Source organism: Pseudomonas sp. CH235 (genome assembly GCF_004368175.1).
GTDB lineage: Bacteria > Pseudomonadota > Gammaproteobacteria > Pseudomonadales > Pseudomonadaceae > Aquipseudomonas > Aquipseudomonas paraglycinae.
On the sequence record NZ_RRZJ01000007.1, the window covers coordinates 208,058 to 230,323 of the forward strand.

General features: G+C 60.8%; 13 protein-coding genes. 1 reads left to right on the top strand and 12 read right to left on the bottom strand.

Features of this window, described 5'->3' with window-relative positions; genetic code table 11:
• The first annotated feature begins 282 nt into the window (after positions 1–282).
• Entirely contained in the window at positions 283–7,422 is a 7,140-nt protein-coding gene (locus EIY71_RS10680; protein WP_134021671.1) for a TcdA/TcdB pore-forming domain-containing protein, read from the top strand.
• A gap of 66 nt (positions 7,423–7,488) precedes the next feature.
• On the opposite strand, the gene EIY71_RS10685 is transcribed toward EIY71_RS10680, so the two are convergent.
• The 12 genes from EIY71_RS10685 to EIY71_RS10740 form a co-directional block, all read right to left on the bottom strand.
• Positions 7,489–8,085 (bottom strand): MarC family protein, encoded by a 597-nt coding sequence (locus tag EIY71_RS10685; RefSeq protein WP_134021673.1) that lies wholly within the window; start codon positions 8,083–8,085, stop codon positions 7,489–7,491.
• Between the two features lie 62 nt (positions 8,086–8,147).
• Positions 8,148–10,925 (bottom strand): hybrid sensor histidine kinase/response regulator, encoded by a 2,778-nt coding sequence (locus EIY71_RS10690; RefSeq protein WP_134021675.1) that lies wholly within the window; start codon positions 10,923–10,925, stop codon positions 8,148–8,150.
• Positions 10,926–11,027: 102 nt separating this feature from the next.
• Entirely contained in the window at positions 11,028–12,320 is a 1,293-nt protein-coding gene (purD, locus tag EIY71_RS10695; protein ID WP_134021677.1) for a phosphoribosylamine--glycine ligase, read from the bottom strand.
• Positions 12,321–12,492: 172 nt separating this feature from the next.
• Positions 12,493–14,100: a bifunctional phosphoribosylaminoimidazolecarboxamide formyltransferase/IMP cyclohydrolase gene (gene purH, locus EIY71_RS10700; RefSeq protein WP_134021679.1), complete on the bottom strand. Its 1,608-nt coding sequence runs from the start codon at positions 14,098–14,100 to the stop codon at positions 12,493–12,495.
• A gap of 82 nt (positions 14,101–14,182) precedes the next feature.
• Positions 14,183–14,503, bottom strand: a complete 321-nt coding sequence (gene fis, locus EIY71_RS10705; RefSeq protein WP_002555375.1) for a DNA-binding transcriptional regulator Fis — start codon at positions 14,501–14,503, stop codon at positions 14,183–14,185.
• Positions 14,500–15,510 (bottom strand): tRNA dihydrouridine synthase DusB, encoded by a 1,011-nt coding sequence (gene dusB, locus EIY71_RS10710; protein WP_011332261.1) that lies wholly within the window; start codon positions 15,508–15,510, stop codon positions 14,500–14,502. The genes fis and dusB overlap by 4 nt, the downstream gene beginning before the upstream one ends.
• Before the next feature lie 185 nt (positions 15,511–15,695).
• Positions 15,696–16,961 carry a DUF3426 domain-containing protein gene (locus tag EIY71_RS10715; protein WP_134021681.1) on the bottom strand — a complete coding sequence of 422 codons (1,266 nt, stop codon included), beginning with the start codon at positions 16,959–16,961 and terminating at the stop codon, positions 15,696–15,698.
• A 30-nt stretch (positions 16,962–16,991) separates the two neighbouring features.
• Positions 16,992–17,870 carry a 50S ribosomal protein L11 methyltransferase gene (gene prmA, locus EIY71_RS10720; protein ID WP_007951025.1) on the bottom strand — a complete coding sequence of 293 codons (879 nt, stop codon included), beginning with the start codon at positions 17,868–17,870 and terminating at the stop codon, positions 16,992–16,994.
• 166 nt (positions 17,871–18,036) lie between these two features.
• Complete coding sequence (gene accC / locus EIY71_RS10725) at positions 18,037–19,395, bottom strand: acetyl-CoA carboxylase biotin carboxylase subunit (protein WP_064593229.1); 1,359 nt, start codon at positions 19,393–19,395, stop codon at positions 18,037–18,039.
• Positions 19,396–19,412: 17 nt separating this feature from the next.
• Positions 19,413–19,880, bottom strand: a complete 468-nt coding sequence (accB, locus tag EIY71_RS10730) for an acetyl-CoA carboxylase biotin carboxyl carrier protein (RefSeq protein WP_007951023.1) — start codon at positions 19,878–19,880, stop codon at positions 19,413–19,415.
• A 24-nt stretch (positions 19,881–19,904) separates the two neighbouring features.
• Entirely contained in the window at positions 19,905–20,360 is a 456-nt protein-coding gene (gene aroQ / locus EIY71_RS10735; RefSeq protein ID WP_007951022.1) for a type II 3-dehydroquinate dehydratase, read from the bottom strand.
• Positions 20,361–20,492: 132 nt separating this feature from the next.
• On the bottom strand, positions 20,493–22,250 hold the full coding sequence (locus tag EIY71_RS10740; protein ID WP_134021683.1) for a protein-disulfide reductase DsbD: 1,758 nt from the start codon (positions 22,248–22,250) through the stop codon (positions 20,493–20,495).
• Positions 22,251–22,266 lie beyond the last annotated feature (16 nt).

The following is a 22,266-nucleotide window of genomic DNA, read 5'->3' on the forward strand; positions in this document are numbered from 1 at the left end:
AGGCCGCGAATTCGCCATTCGCGGCCTTGTTTTTTTATGTGCTTTTTAATGGCTTGTTTATTTCGATAGTTGGCTCGATGTTATTGAATATTTCCCTGGACATTGTTTGAAGTGTTTTGTGTGTGTTTTTGGTTTTTGTTTTGTACTAGTTTCAATTTTGTGAAGCTTGCTCAAGTTTTTATATTGATGATTTTTAAGTGTTGCAAGTCTTGTTACTTGCAGTGCAGACGTGTGCCAGCCGATTGGCAGTGCACATGATTCACCACTCAGGGAAGTATTAAAATGCAGGATGCTAATGTTGATGTTGTCGATGGCGGCTATGTGAAGTTCGTCAATCTGTTCAAGTTATCTGATCTTGAACAGGCGCTGTTGCCCTACAAGAATACTGTTCGTCATGACGAAGTGATCCGTTACTACTTTGCTTGTGTCGGTTTGCTTGATTCGCCAAGGCTTCTGCAACCGCTCGCGCTATTCAAGCGGGCGCTTGCAGAGTTCGATGGCCTGCGGGTACGACGTGAAGTGGAACAGGCGCCTGCTCCGGGCCTGGACAGCAAGAAGACACCTGATCTTTCAGAAATCGGCGCCAGGGTCGCCGATTTTGAGTCGCGTCTGAGTTACAGCGTCGAACTGATGAAAACGCCCGCTACGCAAGTGCCGAAGATCCTGCACTTCATCTGGCTGGGTGGCGGAATCGGCGAGATTCAGCGCGACTACATCAATGTCTGGAAGCAGGTATTGGCTGGTCAGGGTTATCAGATCAACGTCTGGTATGACAGTGATGCGCTGCTGGCCTGGCAGGCCAATCGCTTGATGGTCGAGGCGGCGAAGGCGGACGCCATGGAGCACGGGGGCGTCGATAGCACTTCCGATAAGGTATTGGGCGAAATGTATGTGGCCCGCGCTATTGCGTTGAAGCAACAAATGAGCGAACACATTGATGCGGCAGTTGCGAAGGGCGAATCAGCCGATGAAGCAAGGGTGCAGTTGTTGAGCCGTGCTTATGGTCAGAGTTCTCAGGACTTACGGGTGTTGAAGGCAAAGAACCGTGAAAGTATTGATGCGCTGGTCGGAGGTGACGTTCGCGTGCGCGATCTGGCGGGTTCGGAAATACCTTTGAAGTTGCGGGATATTTACCAGCGGGAAATGCGCATGCGGGGCAACTTGGCGGCGGCATCGGATATCGTAAGAGCAGAGGTCTTGTACTTTGAGGGCGGCAGTTACACCGATGTCGATAACTTGCCGCCGTTGCTGAAGGAAATTGCAGGTGTCGATATAAGCGACTTTGGTGAGGATGCTCGACTCGGTGTTTTGCAGTTGATGCTGGATCAGAATCCTGACTGGATGCCAGGTCGACAAGCGTTGCGGGGGCAATACAGAGACAAGCTGTTGCAAATACCCGAAGAGCATCGCACGGTACTGCAAGCGTTTGCCAAAAGCCGGCCGATTTTGACCCAGGTGTTTCAGCCTCCACAGGATCTGCTTGTCCGTCCCTACGCATTGCGCGCGGTGGCAAAGGGAAACACGATCAGCAATGCCTACATGATGGCGCATGCCGGCTCGGCGGTACTTGAGTCCGTGCTCCAGCGCTTCAGGTTCAACTATGAATTGATCGATGACACCGCACGGTTGGCCACTGACAAAGGTATCAGTCTTCAAGAGCATGAAGCCATGGATACACTGGCTGGTGAAGTGCTGGAAAAGTCTTACGGGCCTTTGTTTGATTTGCCCGGAATGGAAGCCATCTTTGCGTCTTATCTGGCAAATGCCGCAGCCGGATACCACAACGAAGGTATCCGACCAAAAAATGAGGGGACCATTTATTTGACCGGACCGGTCGCGATCAAGGATGGCACCGGCGATTTCGAAAAGGCATTTTTAACGCCCGAGGGCGCGCAGGCGTCACGGCGGGAAATGGCCATCGCACCTCTGCAGACGGTCAATCAACTCACTGAAGAGGAACTGGATCACTCCTGGAAGGAAAACGAAACCGATACTCAGAAGTGGCTCGAGACTGAGCAGCAACGCTGGCGCGATGGCCAATTCAAGACTCGCTACGCCGGGAACATCGCTGAGTTGTTGAAACAGACGACCGTCGAATTCGAACTCGGCTGGCCGCTCATCGAAGGACGTCATGTCCTGAATACCGAGCTGTTGCAGCGGATGGCTGATCACCTCGGCGAGCCGTTCACCAAGGCGATGACGAACGGTCACGACGGCACCCTTGTGTTCGCTGAAAGGTTGCCGCTGAGCTTCGATGATCGTCAGGCCATCCGCAATCAGGACACTCGCCTGCGGCCACCGGCATTCCCGAAAAATCCGGTTGCCCAGAGCCTCGCACTGGATGAGCTGTTGATCGGGTTGGGCGCCGGTTCCTGGCAACTCGAACAGCTCACCCCGTTGCAGCGTTTGACCATCGGAGCATTGCTGGGCGCTGATTCACTGGACGCTCAAAGCTTTTCCGCCTTGCGCAGTACGCTGGACAATCTGATCAACAGCCTCAGTGAGCGCGGTACGGCAGGGCGCTATGCGGCGATTGAACAGCATCTCTATCAGCACCGCGCACCTGCGTTCATGGCAGGCATGTCCAGTGTGGGTGATGAATTGCCCGCGCATCCGGTCACCGCACTTGGCCTGAAAAAGAATGCCTTGGCCAACACTGCGACACTGTTTGACTGGGGGCGTCAGGTGGCGCAGATCCAGCGGCTCGCTACTCAGGAACACCGCGAACAGGTTCTGGAGCGGCTGGAACAGGTGCTCAGTCAGTTCGAGGCCGGCACTGTCAAAATGGTGCCTCAGGATTTGTTGATGCACGGGCCGGGTGACACTGCGGCCGGCCGCTGTTTTCCGCTGGCGCTGGCGATGGGGGCCGCCCTCACACAGGGTGAGGGAGCGACCCGGCAATTGCGCGAGCGATTCTTTCTGGCGGTGCTTGAGCCGGAGCACCCGGACTCGAAGGCGTTTCTGGCCGCGCTGGAGGAAATGCGTGGCGTGAACGCAGCCGATGTGGGCACGGCGCTGGGGCGGGGCGATCTGGACAAGATGGTCGCGACACTCGAGGCGTCCGTGGGGCCGCGAACCCTGATGCTCAACTCGGATAACCACTCGATGCTGGTGGCTCGGACTGTACACGGGAGTACGGTCATTTATCACTTCTACGATCCGAACTTCGGCCTGTTCCAGTTCGACAGCTCCGTAACCTTCAGAATGGCCCTTGGGCAATTTTTCAAGCAGGCACAGATCGCCCGTCATTACGCCGTGTACGGCAAACCTGGCCGGCCACAGTTCGATCTCATCGATGTGCATGGGGAAAAAGTCGCCGATCTGAACCTGTCGAACGGCAGCAAGGTAAGTCAATTGCTCAGGGACGAGCCGCTGCCGGACAAACCGTTCAGGTCGGTTCGCCAGAGGATGAACAGTGCTCACGGACGAACGCTGATGGAGAACTCGCGGCTGGGCAAGGCACTGTTGTCTTCAGACAATGACTGGTGGGGCGGGGAGATTGCCGACATGACGGCGCGGTTGCAGGAGGGCCATGACTCGGTGACGCCTCTTGTGCCGTTGTTCGACTCGCTGGAAGTGACGCCCGAGGGCAGTTATCGGGTGGGCATGATCGATCCACAGACCGGCGAGTTGGTCGCCACGGTCGTCAGCCGGGATGATCGCCTGCTGCGAATCAAAAATTACCTGACTGACCTGTTTTCGAGCCTCGGGCGCAAGCGTCCGGTCGGTGATGCTGTGGATCCGACCGAGGCAGCGGCAGTGCATACGCTCAATGCCGGTTTCGCGGTGCAGGCCTTGATGAATGCTTTGCGTGGTCGCGAAGGCGAAGACCGCACACTGACAACGGCGGTGCAGTGGCATGCCTACGTCAATTACGCACAACTGGTGCATGGCAATGTGGTCGATGTGGCGGGACTGATCGGTCTGGTGCAGGCCGCGCTGCGCGATGAAAAACTGATCGCCCGCACCACTGCGAAGGTGGTCGGCGAAGCGCTCGAGCCGTTGACCGGCAGATCCCTCGGCGCAGTGGCCGGGCATTTGGGCAACGAAGGCGTCGGCGCGGTGTTGGGTCTGGCCAATGTCGGTTTCGATATCTATCAGTTGGCGACGGCACGTAATGATGTGGAGACAGCCACCTACGCCACCCAGCTGACCTTCGATGCCAGCAGTCTGGCCCTCACCGGCGCGGGGCTTGGCGCAGCGTTTGCCGGTGCGGGTACGGCAGCAGCGGTGCTGGGAGGCGCCGGGGTGATTCTGGGTGGCCTTGCGGTTGGCGTGACTGCGCTGGCGCAGAGCTTTGCCACCATCGCTGAAGAAGCGAAGGCGGTCGGGCTGTTTTTTGCGGAACTGGAGCAGGCGCATCACGGGGACGGATTTCACTACAGCGGCGAGCAAGGTGCCTGGTTGCCACGACCGTCGCTGATCATCAATGGTCTGGACCTGAGCACCGGCAAACTGCTGCTCGACAGCACCCGTCTTTACCCGCTGCGCGATCATTTCGGCGTGCCGGAGTTCGAGGTCGATTACCCGCGAGCGATCCACCTCAGCAAAGAACTGGGCTATCCAGCCGAGATGAAGTTCTCACCGTCCGCCGAGCAGGCCATTGTCTTGCCGTGCACGCCGCTTACCTGCTATCGCTACGAGTACCAGATCCTGCCGTTCGCATCACAGCGCCACGACAAGGGTTTCGACATCGCCCGGCGTCTGGAGAAGAAAAAAGCGGACGGTCAGTGGCTGTTCCTGTTTTCGTTCTACTCGTTCCCCAGCCATTACATTGTCCATCGGATGTACCCCGATTATCGCCCGACCGAGATCCGGGTCACGCTGGATGCGCAGGCGCGCAAACTGGTTGTGCCGGTGATCCCCGAGCCTTGGCGCGAGCAGGTCAGCTATCGGATTCAGGGTGGTGGAGGCACATGCACACTCGTGCTCAACCCCGGCGTCAATGTCGGACTGACGTCAGTGGGCAAACAAAAGGACCGCTGGATCATTGTCGCGCCGTGGGCCGTCGAGAAGGACATCGTGCTGGGCAACAACGGGCAGTTCGGTATCAAAGGTTGCGAGTTCAAGGTGACGGCGGACATTGCCCCGGAGATTTCCCTGCTGATCGAAAATGGCCGGCTCTTCCGGATTGCCGGCAATAAACGGACTGAACTGGATCTTCTGGAAGAACAGGCGCCCAGAGGCCTGGACGGCCAGGTCCTGCAGGATCATCTGCAAGACCTGGCGCGAGCCCATCGATTGGCGCTGCGCTATACGCCGATCCACGACTATCTGATTCCGTTCGAGAACATCAAGGCGCCGCGTTACACCAATGGCTGGTATGACGCTGTGCAGGACCGGATCCTCTATATCCGCAACGACGAGGTGTTCGACGATGAAGGGCTGTTGTCGGTGGTGGCCGGCGATTCGGCATTTTTCCATGATCCGATTGGCTACGATATCTGTCAGGTCGATGCCGGCACCGGCCTGCTCAGTCATCGCTTTCGTTTGATGTTTCGACGCACCGGCGTCAGCACGATTCGTAGCGTCGAAGCCGATGGGCAGGGTGTCGTCCATGTGGTGCAGGAATACGCGTATGAGGACGGTACGCGTGAGCGCCTCAACTACCTGATTCATGAAGGTGAACTGTGGCTGAGCTCGGTTACCCGTGGACTTGAGCCGGGTTTCCAGACGTTGCTCGATGACGGCACGCCGTTGCCTGCCTGGACATCGGTACTGGGTGATTGGGTATCGCTCAAACCGGTCGATGCAGACAAAGGCTACGCCACGGTCGACTGGCAGTTCGCTGCTTACGTTTCGGTCTGCTGGAAGATCGAAGACAACGCTCGGGACATGGCCTGGGTCCGTACTCGTGACAACCTGATCGTGCGCCCGGTACCGCGCCGCCACCATGCCCGCGCCTGGCCCGACTCGATCCAGAACCTGAACGAGCTGATGCTGCTGACGCCCAGTGATGACGGCGACGTGTTTGTCATCTACGACCGGCAGTTCCAGAGCCTGTGCCGGGTGCAGCGCACCGTGACGCTGGAACAGATTCAGTGGTCGCACCGCTGGGTTCAGCCCGAGCGCCTGAAGCAGGTGACGGCTGAACACAATGGCTATCAGGCCCGCACCGAGGACGGATTGTCATTCGAAATCGGCGCTGACGGTGAAGTGCGTTTTGCGGGCCTGACCGAGTCCTGGCTCAAGGGGCGCAAACAATGGTGGCTGGCGCTCGACGCCATCGCCCGACAATACGCAGTGGAGCAGTTCCCGATTGTCGGCATTGCCAATACTGCCGGGGATGCGCGCTTGCACGCCTGGTACGTGGACAACCGCTTGTTGTTGTGTGACGCGCAACCAACACAGCTCCGGTTGCTGGGCATGACACCGGACAATCAATCGGCGTGGCTGTTCGAGCCCGAAAGTGGCGAGGTCTGGCGCCAGACGTTTATCGATCCGCATCAACTGCAGGCGGCATTCGGAGACGGCTCGCAGTTGTTGCAAAGCCGGATGCTGCCAAAACCAGAGCGGCAGTGGACGGCGTGGCGCTTTGCCGATGTACGGGTCGACGGTGCCGGTCTCTTGGGCACGACGCGCGAAGGCGTGGTGCTGCAACTGGAGCATCAGGAACCACCGCAGATCATTGGCGTGCAACACGATTGGCTGGCGGCCCATGGCGAGCATCTGATCAGAGACTTGCAAGCCTTGCTGGCGAACGCAGCGCATCGTCCATTCATCTCTATCGCTTCTCAGGAGGCCAGTGTGCAGTGGTATATCGCTGACAGTGCACGGCTGATCCAGATTCCCGCTGTCGACCTGCCGGAGGATTACGAGCTGCTTGGAACCCGAAAGTACGCTGAAGTCTTGTTGCATGAATCGCGCGAGCGGGTCGTTCAGGGTTATCCGAGCATGCGCCAGATCAAGCCGCTGGATTACGTCCAGCGCACGGGTGACGTGCTGGTGCTCGAGGGACGGGTGGATGCCTACGATCTTCTGCCGGTGATCCCGGACGATGTGCGCACGCTGGTTCTGCGGGTAGGGCGCGGTTGGATGAAGTGGCATCTGTCCGAGGCGCTGATGCGCAAGCTCGATTCGTTGGTGGTTGATTGCCGTTATCCGCTTGTGGGTTTTCCCGCGGTCATGAGTCGCTTGATCCTGACCATGGCCGATCCATACAAGCTCGAAGTGGGGATGGTCGACGATCACCTGGTGGTGATCGATCCCGACAGTGAGCACTGTGTACTGGTACGCAATGCGGATGCATCAGATCCCTCGCTGCGGGGCGATGCCATGCTTGAGGTCAAGGGCCTGCGTCCGTGCCAGGTGTCGACGCTGGTGCGCTGGCTGAAGGCGCGCAAGGAGTGCGCCGAGGGCGTGACGCTGAAAGCGTTGATCGATCAGGCGGATGCGAAGAAAACCGTCGAGTCTGCGGGTTGACGGTGCGCGGGCGCTGACGAAAAAAGACCGCCAACGTTGCCGTCGGCGGTCTTTTCGTTTCAGGGTTCAAGGCACCAGATAGCCTTTGACCCCGGTGAAGATGATCTGCGCCGCCAGTGCGCACACGAACAGCCCCATCAGGCGGCTGACGATCTGCAAACCCTGATCGCCGAGAATGCGTTCGATGCGGTTCGACAGGTACAGCACCACGCCAACCGTGAAACTGGCGAGGGCGATGCTCATGATCGCGAACAGCTTGTCGTCCCAGTGCGGCTGGCTGACGCCCATCACCAGCAAAGCACCGATGGTGCCGGGGCCGACGGTCAGTGGAATGGTCAGCGGAACGATCGTCACGTCCTGCTGCACGTTGTCGGTCTGCATGGCCGACTTGCCCTGCGCCATGCCCAGAGCGGAAATGAACAGCACGCTGCCGGCGCCGATGCGGAAGGCGTCCACCGTGATGCCGAACACATCGAAAATCACCCGCCCGAACAGGTAGAGCAACACGCTCGAAACCAGGGTGGCGACCGCCACTTTCCAGGCCAGGCGGCGTTGTTCCTTGCGCGAGTAACCGCGGGTCAGGCTGATGAAGCAGGACAACACGAAGAACGGGCTGTAGAGCACCAGCATCTTCAGGTAAACACTGAATAACACGTGGAGCATGGCGCGGGCTCGCTGGCGGGGAAGTCGGGGGGAGTCTAACAGGCGCTATCGTGTCTGTCGGCTCACGACGGTTGTGTCGTCGCACGGTTCTGCTGATCACGCTGGGCCACCCAGTGCTCGATCAGCTCACGCAGTTGCGACAGCTCCACCGGTTTGGCCATGTGCCCGTCCATCCCGGCCTGACGCGCGCGTTCCTTGTGCTCGGCGAGGATGTGTGCGGTCAGCGCCACGATCGGCGTGCGGATGCGCTGATTGCCTACTTCCCACGCCCGCAGTTGCTGGGTGGCGGAGAAGCCGTCGAGGATCGGCATTTCGCAGTCCATCAGCACCAGGTCGTAGCGCTGGGCTTTCATCGCCTGCAAGGCTTCTTCGCCATTGCTGGCGGTGTCCGGTTGCAGGTTGAGTTTGCCGAGCATGCCCCGGATTACCTTGGTCGAAATGGTGTTGTCTTCGGCCACCAGAATGCGGAAATCGCTCGGCACCTTGACCGGCGCCGCAGTGCTCGCAACCTGTGGCTGGAACACCACCTGGCCACGATTGCGCTGGTTCAGTTCGTCAGCCAGCGTGGTCTTGAGGGTGTAGCCGGCCACCGGTTTGGCCAGGATGCGCTTGATCCCCGAGTTGCGCGCGATGATCTTGCTCGGCGCATTGCTGATGCCGGTGAGCATGATCAGCAGGATGTCGTGGTTCAGGCTCGGGTCTTCCTTGATCTTGGCGGCCAGTTGCATGCCGGTCATGCCGGGCATGTTCTGGTCGAGCAGGACCACGTCGAAGTAATCACGCAAATGCGCCTTGGTGCGCAGCAGGGCCAGGGCTTCCTTGCCCGACGGCACGGCGCTGACGTTCAGGCCCCAGGCGCTGCATTGCTGCACCAGCACTTTGCGGCAGGTGTCGTTGTCGTCGACCACCAGCACGCGTGCGCCTTGCAGCGGGCTGTCGAGGTCCGAGGTCGGATGCTCCAGGCGATCAGGGTCCAGCGGCAGGGTCAGCCACAGCGTGCTGCCCTGGCTGGCGCCGCTCTTGATGCCGAACTCGCCCTGCATCAGACGGATCAATTGGCGGGCGATCACCAGACCGAGGTTGCCGCCCAGGCGGTTGGCCGACAGGAAGTGCTTGCTGTGCAACTCGGCGTGCATCAGCGCGTCGCGTTCTTCCTGATCCATCGGCTGGCCGCTGTCCTGCACGGCAATGCGCAGGCGGGGGCCGGCGCTACGCTCGTCGAGGGCGACGACCACCAGCACTTCGCCTTCTTCGGTTTTCTTCAGCGCGTTTTCCAGCAGGCTCAGCAACGTCTGGCGCAGGCGCGTCGGATCACCACTGATGACCCGTGGCACTTGCGGCTGGATAAAGCTGATCAGCTCGACGTTCTGTTGTTCGGCCTTGGCGCGGTAGATGCTCAGGCAATCGTCGATCAGCGCGTTGAGGTCGAACTGCACGTCGTCGAGTTCGATCTGCCCGGACTCGAGCCGCGAGATGTCGAGGATCTCGTTGATCAGCGTCAGCAGTTCGTTACCGGCGCTGTGGATGGTTTGCACGTAATCGCGCTGTTTCACCGACAGCGGCGTGCCAAGCAGCAGTTCGGTCATGCCCAGTACGCCGTTCATCGGCGTGCGGATCTCGTGGCTGATCTTGGCCAGGAACTCGGCCTTGGCGTTGATCTCGGCGTTGCTCGCGGCCAGGTCGCGGCTGATGCTGAAACGGCTTTCGGTGATGCTGCGCTGACGCTCGCCGAGGGCGATGCTCATCAGCAGGCCACTGATGCAGATGAAACCCATCAGGGTCATGATCAGGCCTTGCGGCGCGACCAGGGTCAGCCCCAGCAAGGCCGGGAGGATGATCAGCGTGCCGATGTTGAACACCACCATCGCGGCGACGAACAAGCGGGCAGGGCGGTAGCCTTTCTGCCAGTGATAGAACGCCACCAGCAACATGCTCAGCCCGGCCAGGGCCACCAGCGCATAGGTGATGATGTTCAGCGGCAGGGTGTTGACGAACAACAGCAACAGGCTGCAGATCACGATGAACAGGATGTCGCCGATCAGCAGCTTGTTCAGCGGATGCGGGCCGAGCGGGGCGAAGAAACGGTAGGCGAACATCAGGCCCGCCGGAGCGGTCAGCAGCAGGGCCAGATAGGCGCCGGGGGTCTGGATCGCATGCCAGTTCGGCAGCCACGGACCGGCGAGGTTGAGCAACAGCAACAGGCTCAGGCTCAACAGGCCTTCACACACTGCGAGCCACAGGCTGCTGCGCGAGCGGGTGTAGGCGTAGCGGATCAGGTTATGCAGGATCAGCATCGCCAGACAGCCGAACAGCAGGCCGTAGATCAGCGTCTGGTTGTGATTGGCCGCGGCCATCACCGCCGATTGCAAGGTGATGTAAGGGCGCAACTGGTGATCGGAAACCAGTCGCAGGTAGACGTCGAGGGGTTTGTCGCTCTGCGGCAACGGCAGCATGAAGTCGCTGCTGGGCAGCGGCCGCTCCACCTGGGGCTGGGTGGTGCCGGTGTCGCGTTGCTCGATCAGGCGATCGCCGTCGAGGACATACAGATTGAGGTGCGACAGGTCGGGGGCGAAGATCCGCAGCACTTGTTCGTGCTTGCCGGGCGCCAGCCTGAAGCGCAGCCACAGGGCGCCATCGGGTTCGGCCGCGGTCAGGCGGTCAAGTTCGATAGGGCTGAATTGATTGGTGTAGCGGGCGGAGCGGATGTCGCTCAGCTGGAGGTTGCCCTGATCGTCAAGCAATACCGACCAGCCACTGCCTTGCGCGGCCTGGGCCGGGAGCATGCAGAGCAAGGTCAACAGCGTGACGGTGAAGCCTATGGCAATCCTGAGCCAGCGCACGGCGAAATCCCTTCGTAGGTTGATGCCAGAATATAACGATGCGCAGCGTCGGAACAGTCCGGCAAGGGCGATGAGCCCCTGCCGGAAACACAGCGTAGCTTATTACTGAGACTCACCGCGTTCACGGGCAATGGCGCGGTAGCCAATGTCGGTGCGGTAGAAGCAGCCTTCCCAGTCGATGACCTTGGCCAGTTTGTAGGCCTGCTCCTGGGCGGCGCCGACGCTGGCGCCCATGGCGGTGGCGCACAGCACCCGACCACCGGCCGTCACGACGTTGCCGTCCTTGAGCGCAGTACCGGCGTGGAAGACCTTGCCTTCCAGTGCGGCGGCTGAGTCCAGACCGTTGATCGGCGCGCCCTTGGCGTAGTCGCCCGGGTAGCCGCCAGCGGCCAGCACGATGCCGACGCTCGGACGTGGATCCCACTGTGCTTCAACCTTGTCCAGCGCTTGAGCCAGAGCAGCTTCGACCAGCAGCACCAGGCTCGATTGCAGACGCAGCATCACCGGTTGGGTTTCCGGGTCGCCGAAACGGCAGTTGAACTCGATGACCTTCGGATTGCCGGCCTTGTCGATCATCAGACCGGCGTACAGGAAACCGGTGTAGACGTTGCCTTCGTCGGCCATGCCGCGCACGGTCGGCCAGATCACCTGGTCCATCACGCGCTGGTGCACGTCGGCGGTGACCACCGGAGCAGGGGAGTAAGCACCCATGCCGCCGGTGTTCGGGCCGCTGTCGCCGTCGCCGACGCGTTTGTGGTCCTGGCTGGTGGCCATCGGCAGAACGTTCTTGCCGTCGACCATGACGATGAAGCTGGCTTCTTCGCCGTCGAGGAATTCTTCGATGACAACGCGCGAACCGGCGTCGCCAAAGGAATTGCCGGCGAGCATGTCGCGCACGGCGTCTTCGGCTTCGGCCAGGGTCATGGCAACGATCACGCCTTTACCGGCGGCCAGGCCGTCGGCCTTGATCACGATCGGTGCGCCTTTTTCACGCAGATAAGCCAGGGCCGGCTCGATCTCGGTGAAGTTCTGGTAGTCGGCAGTCGGGATCTTGTGACGTGCCAGGAAATCCTTGGTGAAGGCTTTCGAGCCTTCCAGCTGCGCGGCGCCGGCGGTCGGACCGAAGCAGTCCAGGCCACGGGAGCGGAACAGGTCGACGACGCCGGCCACCAATGGCACTTCCGGACCGACGATGGTCAGGGAAACGTTTTTCTCGGCGAAGTCAGCGAGCTGCTCGAGGGCCAGCACGTCGATGGCGACGTTTTCGCACTTGGCCTCAATCGCGGTGCCGGCGTTGCCCGGTGCCACGAAAACTTTCTGCACACGCGGATCCTGAGCCACTTTCCAGGCCAGGGCGTGTTCGCGGCCACCGCTGCCAATGATCAAAACGTTCAAAGAGAGACTCCTTCGGAGAAAGCTGCAAGCTACAAGCTGCAAGCAAGAGCGAGTGTGTGACTCTCGATTACAGCTTATGGCTCTGAATTAATGAGGCTGCAACTGCAAGAAGGAGCGATACCTGACTGCTCTTTCTTGCAGCTTGCAGCTTGAGGCTTGTAGCTGCCGTGTATCAGTGACGGAAATGACGCATTCCCGTGAACACCATCGCGATGCCGGCTTCATCAGCAGCAGCAATCACTTCAGCATCACGCATCGAGCCACCTGGCTGGATCACCGCCGTGATACCGACCTTGGCCGCATTGTCCAGACCGTCGCGGAACGGGAAGAACGCGTCCGATGCCATTACCGAACCCGCCACTTGCAGACCGGCGTGCTCAGCCTTGATCGCGGCGATACGCGCCGAGTTCACGCGGCTCATCTGGCCGGCGCCGACACCGATGGTCTGACGGTTCTTGGCGTAGACGATGGCGTTGGATTTGACGAACTTGGCCACTTTCCAGGCGAAGATCAGGTCGTGGACTTCCTGTTCGGTCGGGGCGCGCTTGGTCACCACTTTCAGGTCGTCGGCGCCGATCATGCCGATGTCGCGGCTCTGTACCAGCAGCCCGCCGTTGACGCGCTTGTAGTCCCAGGCCGGAACGCGATCGGCCGACCACTCGCCGCAGGCCAGCAGGCGTACGTTGGCCTTGGCTGCAACAATGGCGCGGGCTTCTTCGCTGACGCTTGGGGCGATGATCACTTCAACGAACTGACGCTCGACGATCGCCTTGGCGGTCTCGGCATCCAGTTCACGGTTGAAGGCGATGATGCCGCCGAACGCCGATTCGGTGTCAGTGGCGTAGGCCAGTTCGTAGGCCTGACGGATGCCGCCTTCGGCGTCCGGGCTCACTGCCACGCCGCACGGGTTGGCGTGCTTGACGATTACGCAGGCCGGTTTGACGAAGCTCTTCACGCATTCCAGCGCGGCGTCGGTGTCGGCCACGTTGTTGTACGACAGTTCCTTGCCTTGCAACTGGGTGGCGGTGGCGATGCCGACTTCTGCAGGCTTGGCCTCAACGTAGAACGCCGCGCTCTGGTGCGGGTTCTCGCCGTAGCGCATTTCCTGAGCCTTGATGAACTGGCTGTTGAAGGTGCGCGGGAATTCGCTGCGACCTTCAGTGCTGAGGGTGTCAGCAGCCTGATTCACGGTGCCCATGTAGTTGGCGATCATGCCGTCGTAGGCGGCGGTGTGTTCGAACGCCTTGAGCATCAGGTCGAAACGCTGAGCGTAGGTCAGGCCGCCGGCCTTGAGGTTTTCCAGGATGTTGGCGTAATCGCTGGCATTCACCACGATGGCCACGTCTTTGTGGTTTTTCGCCGCCGAACGGACCATGGTCGGGCCGCCGATGTCGATGTTCTCGATGGCGGTCGGCAGGTCGCAGCCTGGCTTGCTGATGGTGGCTTCGAACGGGTACAGGTTGACGGCTACCAGATCGATCGGCTTGATGCCGTGCTCGTTCATGATCGCGTCGTCGATACCGCGACGACCGAGGATCCCGCCGTGGATTTTCGGGTGCAGGGTTTTCACCCGACCGTCCATCATCTCTGCGAAACCGGTGTAATCCGCGACTTCCACTGCGGCCACGCCGTTGTCCTGCAGCAGTTTGAAGGTCCCGCCGGTGGAAAGGATTTCCACGCCCAGGGCTTCCAGCTCCCTGGCGAATTCGAGGATCCCGGTCTTGTCGGAAACACTGATCAAGGCGCGGCGGATCGGCAGGCGGGTAGTCTGGTCGGTCATCTCAATTTCCATCAAAAGCAAGGGAAGTCAGCAAAAAAGGCGACCGGTTTTACGCGGGCGCCTTTCTGGTTTGATTGAATGCTTACAGCAGATCGTACTGCTTGAGTTTCTTGCGCAGCGTGCCGCGGTTCAGTCCGAGCAGCTCGCTGGCCTTGGTCTGGTTGCCCTTGACGTAGTTCATCACGCTTTCGAGCAGGGGAGCCTCGACTTCGGAGAGCACCAGGTTGTACACGTCCGTGACGGACGCGCCCTCAAGGTGGGCGAAATAATTGTGCAGCGCCTTCTCGACACTCCCGCGAAGGGTCTGGCCTTCTTCGCTCGGGGTATTGAGGTGCTGTTTCAAATTCACGTTGTCGCTCACGGGTGTTGTTCCACTCACTAAAGTCTCGGTCATCATCGTCATGCGGCCACCCCTTCTCCGTCCCCTGTCAGGCTCTTGTAACGTTCGGCGAAGAACTCCCGAACGTTGGCGCATTGTGTTTCCGTACCATCCAAACGATTGAAGTGGGCGCGAAATTCCCTGGCGCCCGGCAAGGTTGCGAGATACCAGCCCACATGCTTGCGGGCAATTCGCACGCCCATCACGTCCCCATAGAAGGCGTGGAGGGCGGCCAGATGCTCAAGCAGAATGCGTTCCACCTCGATCAGCTCCGGCGCCGGCAGTTTTTCGCCGGTACGCAGGAAGTGTTCGATCTCGCGAAAAATCCATGGCCGCCCCTGGGCAGCCCGGCCGATCAACAGGCCATCGGCACCGGTCGCGTCGAGCACGTAGCGGGCCTTTTCCGGCGATACGATGTCGCCGTTGGCAAAGACCGGAATCGACACTGCCTGCTTGATCGCGGCAATGGTGTCGTACTCGGCTTCGCCGGTGTACAGGTCGGCGCGGGTGCGGCCATGCACCGCCAGCGCCGTGATCCCGGCCTGCTCGGCGATCTTCGCCACGGTCAGGCCGTTCTTGTTGTCGCGATCCCATCCGGTGCGGATCTTCAGGGTCACCGGCACATCAACTGCCGCCACGACGGCGTTCAGGATCTCGGTAACCAGTGCCTCATCCTTCAACAACGCGGAGCCGGCGGCCTTGTTGCAGACCTTCTTCGCCGGGCAACCCATGTTGATATCAATAATCTGTGCGCCCAGTTCGACGTTGGCCCGGGCCGCATCCGCCAGCATCTGCGCATCGCCACCGGCGATCTGCACCGAGCGTGGCTCGGGATCGCCTTCGTGGATCATGCGCATGCGCGACTTGCGGGTGTTCCACAGGCTCATGTCGCTGGTGACCATTTCCGAGACTACAAGCCCTGCGCCCAAACGCTTGCACAGCTGACGAAAGGGCTGGTCGGTGACACCCGCCATCGGGGCGAGGATCAAGCCGTTCTGCAATGTATATGGGCCGATGCGTACCGCCGACATAGGACTTCCCTGAAGTGGGGCCGGATCATGAGAGTTCGAAAAAGGGTTGGCATGATACCCGCTCTCGATGACTGGATAAAGGCTGAATTGAACAAAATCTGAACAGTTATTCTGTTATTACCGGCGGTTTGGTCGCGCGCTGCGCAGTCAGAAAACTGCCGTCAATCCGGGAGCGGTGAAGCGTTTCACTCGGGCGAGTGGAAACTCAGGCTGTAGTTCACGGCTTTCGGGCCTGGATCGAGGATGTCCAGGGCGATGTGGATCGGCGTCTGCGGCGGCATTTCCGCCATGCCTTCGAGGTCGCCGTTGAGGTATTCGCCGGGCTTGAAGCGACGACTGGCGATCAGGTGACCGTTAAGGTCGGCGAAGCGCAGCTCCAGCAGCGGAAACGGCTGCGAGAACGGCGCGCGGTTGTAAATGATCGCGTCCACCACCAGCGCACCGCTGAATTCCGGGTGGCTGCGCACTACCAGGTTGCTGCTCTTGATCTTGGCGATATCCACCTTGGACGGCACCGTGCAGCCGACTTGCGGGCAGAGTTGCTGGAACCACGGCCGGTATTGATCCTGGCGCGCCAGTTCGTCGAAGTGATAGGCGATGTATTGTCCGCCCAGACCGGCGGCGGCCAGCACGATGAGCAACAGCCAGAGCAGGCGACGGCCCCAGGGCGAGCGGCGTTTCTGCCAGTCCAGTTGCAGCGGGTCGTCGGTCAGGTCCTGCAAGGCTTCGGCGCGAACACTGGATTCGACGCGTTCGCGCTTTTTGCGCGGGGCTTCGATCAGTGGCAGTTCGTCATCGACGTCGTCGCTGGCCGACAGGCGTTCGCGGCGGGCATTCGGGTCGATCGGATCGTGCAGGCGCAGTTGCGGAATCGGCGGTTCGTCGTCGAGATCCGCCGGCTCCAGCGACAGCGAAGGTTCGGTGCGCTCCGGTCGGACCGGTTCGGGCTCGATGGCTTCGGGTTCATCTTCGACTTCGGGGGCGCGCTCATCTGCCGGTTCGCTGAACAGGCTGTCCGGCCACGTCGTGTCTTCCGGTTCGTGGCTATCGCGGCGAGCGCTCAGGGCGTCTTCGCGCGGGCGACCGAACTCGGTGGTCGGCTGGATTTCCCGTTGTTCGAGGCGGGCCAGTTCTTCGTCCAGATCCAGGCTGTCCAGATCCAGCTCGGCGGCGCTCCATTGCTTCTGGCTGATGGCGCGCGGCTCGGGCGCTTCGACGATGGCCGGTGGCTCGACGGGCTCAGGCTCGCTGATCGGCGGCTCGCTGATTAGCGGCGCCACCGGTGTGACCGCTTCCTTGCTTGCGTGTTGCTCCAGCAATTGCTTGGCGGCATTGAACACTTGCAGGCAGGAGCCGCAACGAACCACCCCGCGGGCCACGCTCAACTGAGCGTGGCTGACACGGAAACTGGTTTGGCAATGCGGGCACTGGGTGACGAAGCTGTCGGTCATGCGGCGATCCGGATTGAGCAGGCGGTCATTCTAGCGCCGACGGCCGGTGATGCGCACCCAGCCATCACGATTGGCGATCGGGTCGAGATCGAAGTCCTGCGCGTAGGCGGCAGCGACTTCGTCACCTTGTTCGGCAAGAATCCCTGACAGCGCCAGACGCCCGCCGGACTTGACCAGGCCGGACAGTTGCGGCGCCAGGGAAACCAGCGGGCCGGCCAGAATGTTGGCCACCAGCACGTCGGCTTTGACCTGCGGCAGGTCTTCCGGCAGGTACAGCGGGAACAATTCGTCAGCGATGTTGTTGCGCCCGGCGTTGTCGCGGGAGGCTTCAAGTGCCTGCACGTCGATGTCGGTGCCCACGGCTTCTTTCGCGCCGAGCAGCAGGGCGGCAATCGCCAGAATCCCCGAGCCGCAGCCGAAGTCCAGCACGTTGCAGTCTTTCAGATCCTGGCCGTCCAGCCATTCCAGGCACAGGGCGGTGGTCGGGTGAGTGCCGGTGCCGAACGCCAGGCCCGGATCCAGCAGCAGGTTGACCGCGTCCGGCTCCGGTGCGGCGTGCCAGCTCGGCACGATCCACAGGCGCTGACCGAAACGCATTGGCTGGAAACCGTCCATCCAGCTGCGTTCCCAGTCCTGGTCTTCGATCACTTCGCTGTGGTGCTCGGGCAGCGGGCTGCCAGTCAGCAGTTCCAGATGGGCCAGTACCGGTGCGGCTTCGGTGCCGCCCTCGAACAGGGCCAGCAGGTGGGTGTGCGCCCACAGCGGGGTGGTATTGAGTTCCGGTTCGAAGATCGGCTGATCTTCGGCGTCCATGAAGGTCACCGAAACGGCGCCCACTTCAAGGAAAGCGTCTTCGTAGGTTTCGGCTTGTTCTGGGCTGATGGCGAGTCTTACTTGCAGCCAAGGCATGGCGGGCACCTGTGAAAAAGATTGATTGCAGCCTAGCGGCCTGCGAGAAGCGCGCAAGTTTACGCGAGCGCGACGGTTTTGTGGGAGCGGGGAATGTGTGAGCAGATGAAACCTTCGGAAACAACAAAGCCGCCCGAAGGCGGCCTTGTCTGGTGCGGGCTGAAGCTTAGTGCTTCTCGCCAGCCAGCTTGTGCTCGAGGTAGTGAATGTTCACGCCCCCTTTGCAGAAGCCTTCGTCACGGGTCAGATCACGGTGCAGCGGGATGTTGGTCTTGATCCCGTCAACCACGATTTCGTCCAAGGCATTGCGCATGCGGGCCATGGCTTCGTCGCGGGTCGCGCCGTAAGTGATCAGCTTGCCGATCAGCGAGTCGTAGTTCGGCGGAACGGCATAACCGCTGTACAGGTGCGAATCGACGCGAACGCCGTTGCCGCCTGGAGCGTGGAAATGCTTGACCGTACCCGGGCTCGGCATGAAGGTTTTCGGGTCTTCGGCGTTGATCCGGCATTCCAGCGAGTGACCGCGGATGACCACATCATCCTGGGTATACGACAGCTTGTTGCCAGCGGCGATGCTGAGCATCTCCTTGACGATGTCGATACCGGTGACCATCTCCGAAACCGGGTGCTCCACCTGAACACGGGTGTTCATTTCGATGAAGTAGAAACGACCGTTCTCGTACAGGAACTCGAAGGTGCCGGCGCCACGGTAGCCGATGTCGATGCACGCCTTGACGCAGCGGGCCAGGACTTCCTTGCGCGCGTTCTCGTCGATGCCCGGTGCCGGCGCTTCTTCGAGAACCTTCTGGTGACGGCGTTGCAGCGAGCAATCGCGGTCGCCCAGATGGATGGCGTTGCCCTGGCCGTCGGACAGAACCTGCACTTCGACGTGACGCGGGTTGGTCAGGAATTTTTCCAGATAGACCATCGGGTTGCCGAACGCCGCGCCTGCTTCGGAGCGGGTCAGTTTCGCCGAGGCGATCAGGTCTTCTTCCTTGTGCACCACGCGCATGCCGCGACCACCACCGCCGCCGGCGGCCTTGATGATCACCGGGTAGCCGACTTCACGACCGATGCGCAGTGCCGTTTCCTCGTCTTCCGGCAGCGGGCCGTCGGAACCTGGAACGGTTGGCACGCCCGCTTCGATCATCGCGTGCTTGGCCGATACCTTGTCGCCCATCAGGCGAATGGTTTCGGCTTTCGGGCCGATGAAGGCGAAGCCGGAGTTCTCGACCTGCTCGGCGAAATCAGCGTTTTCCGCGAGGAAACCGTAGCCTGGGTGAATGGCGGTAGCGCCAGTCACTTCAGCGGCCGCAATGATTGCCGGGATGTGCAGGTAGGACTGAGCGGCAGAAGCCGGGCCGATGCAGACGGATTCGTCTGCCAGACCCAGGTGCATCAGCTCTTTGTCGGCCTTGGAGTAAACGGCGACGGTCTTGATGCCCATCTCTTTGCAGGCACGCAGAATCCGCAGGGCGATCTCACCGCGGTTAGCGATCAGAACTTTTTCCAACTTCGCAGTCATCAAAGGCTCTCCGCAGTTCAAACGATGGTGAACAGCGGTTGGTCGTACTCAACCGGCTGGCCGTCTTCGACGAGGATGGACTCGATCACACCGCTGGTTTCAGCTTCGATGTGGTTCATCATCTTCATGGCTTCGACGATGCACAGGGTGTCGCCTTTCTTCACGGTCTGGCCGACTTCAACGAAGGACGGCGAGGTTGGCGAAGATTTGCGATAGAAGGTGCCGACCATCGGCGAACGGGCAACGGTGCCGTTCAGCGCTGGAGCAGCAGCGGCAGCTGGAGCTGCGGCAGCAGCAACCGGAGCGGCAGCGGCGGCAGGTGCAGCGGCCGGAGCCTGCATCGGAGCCGGAGCGTAGTACTGCTGCGCCGGGGTCTTGCTGTGACGGCTGATGCGTACGGACTCTTCGCCTTCCTTGATCTCGAGCTCGTCGATGCCGGACTCTTCCAGCAATTCGATCAGTTTCTTAACTTTACGGATATCCATGAATCATCAACTCCCAAGGGTCGGTCAGGGGCGTATAGCTTGTTGTTCAAGCTGCTCTAGTGCAGCCTCCAGGGCCAGTCGATAACCGCTGGCGCCAAGGCCGCAGATCACTCCTACCGCTACATCGGAGAAGTAAGAGTGATGGCGGAAAGGTTCGCGTTTGTGCACGTTGGACAAATGCACTTCGATGAATGGGATGCTCACTCCCAGCAGCGCGTCACGTAATGCGACACTTGTGTGTGTAAATGCTGCCGGGTTGATCAGAATGAAGTCCACGCCCTCGCCGCGTGCGGCGTGGATGCGGTCGATCAATTCGTACTCGGCGTTGCTTTGCAGATACAGCAGATGATGGCCGGCTTCACGGGCGCGGCGTTCCAGATCCTGATTGATCTGCGCCAGGGTGGTCGACCCGTAGGTCCCGGGTTCCCGGGTGCCGAGCAGGTTCAGGTTGGGGCCGTGCAGCACCAGTAGCGTTGCCATCTGCGTGTTCCTTGTTATGGGTGAGCCTTCGTCAGAACCCGGCGACTATGCCGCAAAGACTTTGTGACTGTCCAGTTCTCTGCAATAGCCAGCACGATGACCGATGTTTGCGCAAAATATGTGACTGACTGATTAAATCCGGTCATTCGCTTTGGCAACACGTTCGGCGAAGTCGCTGGCGTTGATCTCGCCGATCACCCGCACATCGCGACGTTCCGCCCCGTCCTTGCCGAAGAACATCAGCGCCGGTGGGCCAAACAGGCTGTAGCGGTCGAGCAGGGTGCGCTGTTCGGCATTGCTTGCGGTGATATCGAAGCGTATCAGCCGATAGCCCTTGAGCCGATCGACGACCGTGGCGTCATTGAGTACTTCGTGTTCGATGACTTTGCAGCTGATGCACCAGTCGGCGTACCAGTCGAGCAGCATCGGGGTGCCGGCGGTTTTCGCTTCGAGGAGCACTCGATCCAGTTCCGCCGGGGTGCTGACGGTCTGCCACGAACCACTGTTTTGCGCAGTCGAGCCGCTGTCGGCAAGGCGTGCCGGGGCTATCGGATTCAAAGGATCGGTCTGCCCGCTGAACGCGCCGTACCAGCAGGCCAGCGCATAAAACAGCAGGAACAGGCCCAGCAGTTGGCCGAGGCGTTTGCGCGGCGGTTTGTAGACGAATTCCAGAGCGCCGAGGAACAGGCCGACGCCACCGGCCAGCAGGCCGATCAGCAGCAACGTGATCTGCCCCGGCAACACCCGGCTGAGCAAACCGATCGCCAGCCCGAGCAGCAACACGCCGATGCCGTTCTTCACGTACATCATCCACGGCCCGCTTTTCGGCAGCCACGCTGCGCCGCCGGTGGCCACCAACAGCAGCGGCGCGCCCATGCCGAGGCCGAGCATGAACAGCTTCAGGCCGCCGCCCAGCGCATCGCCGCTGGCGCTTATATAAAGCAGCGCGCCGGCCAGCGGGGCGGAAACGCATGGCGATACCAGCAGACTCGACACCACACCCAATACCGCGGCACCCCACAGCGAGCCGCCTTCAGTGCGGCCGGCGATCCGGTCGAGACGGCTGCTGATGAAGTGCGGCAGTTTCAGCTCGAATACGCCGAACATCGCCAGCGCGAACACCGCAAAGAACATCGCGAACGGCACAAGCACCCACGCTGATTGCAGCCGCGCCTGCAAATTCAGTTGCGCGCCGAACAGCCCCATCAGCGCCCCAAGCAGCGCGAAGCACGCAGCCATCGGCAGCACATAAGCGAGGGACAGATTGAAGCCACGCAAACCACCGACCTGACCGCGTAACACCACGCCGGACAGGATCGGCAGCATCGGCAATACACAAGGCGTGAAGGTCAGGCCCAGGCCTGCCAGGAAAAACAGCGCCAGATCACGCCAGTCCCAACCCGTCACCGGAGCGGGCGCGTCATTCGCCGCTGCGTTGCCCTCGATGCTCAGGCGTTCGGTTTCCGGTGGGTAGCACAAACCCTTGTCGGCGCAGCCCTGATAGGTGACGGCCAGCGTGAAAGCCCGGGGATCATTGCGCGGCAGTTCTACATCGAGGATGCCGTGATAGACCTCGACGTCGCCGAAGTACTCGTCGTGTTTCTGTTCGCCTTGGGGCAATTGTGCGGCGCCAAGTTTTACCTCGGCAGGCTCGGCACGAAACTGGAAACGATGGCGGTAGAGGTAATAGCCTTCGGTGGCGACGAAGCGCAGTTTGACCGATTGCGGCGTGCTCTCGACCAGGCTCAGTTGAAAGGCTTCACGCACCGGCAGGAAATCGGCGCTGTTGTTGACCGAGCCCAGTGTGGCGCTGGGTTTGCTGTCGAACAGACCGGCGGCGCCGGCCGGCAGGGCGAAGACGAAAAACAGCAGGCAGAGCAGACGGCGCATGACAATCTCGCGAATC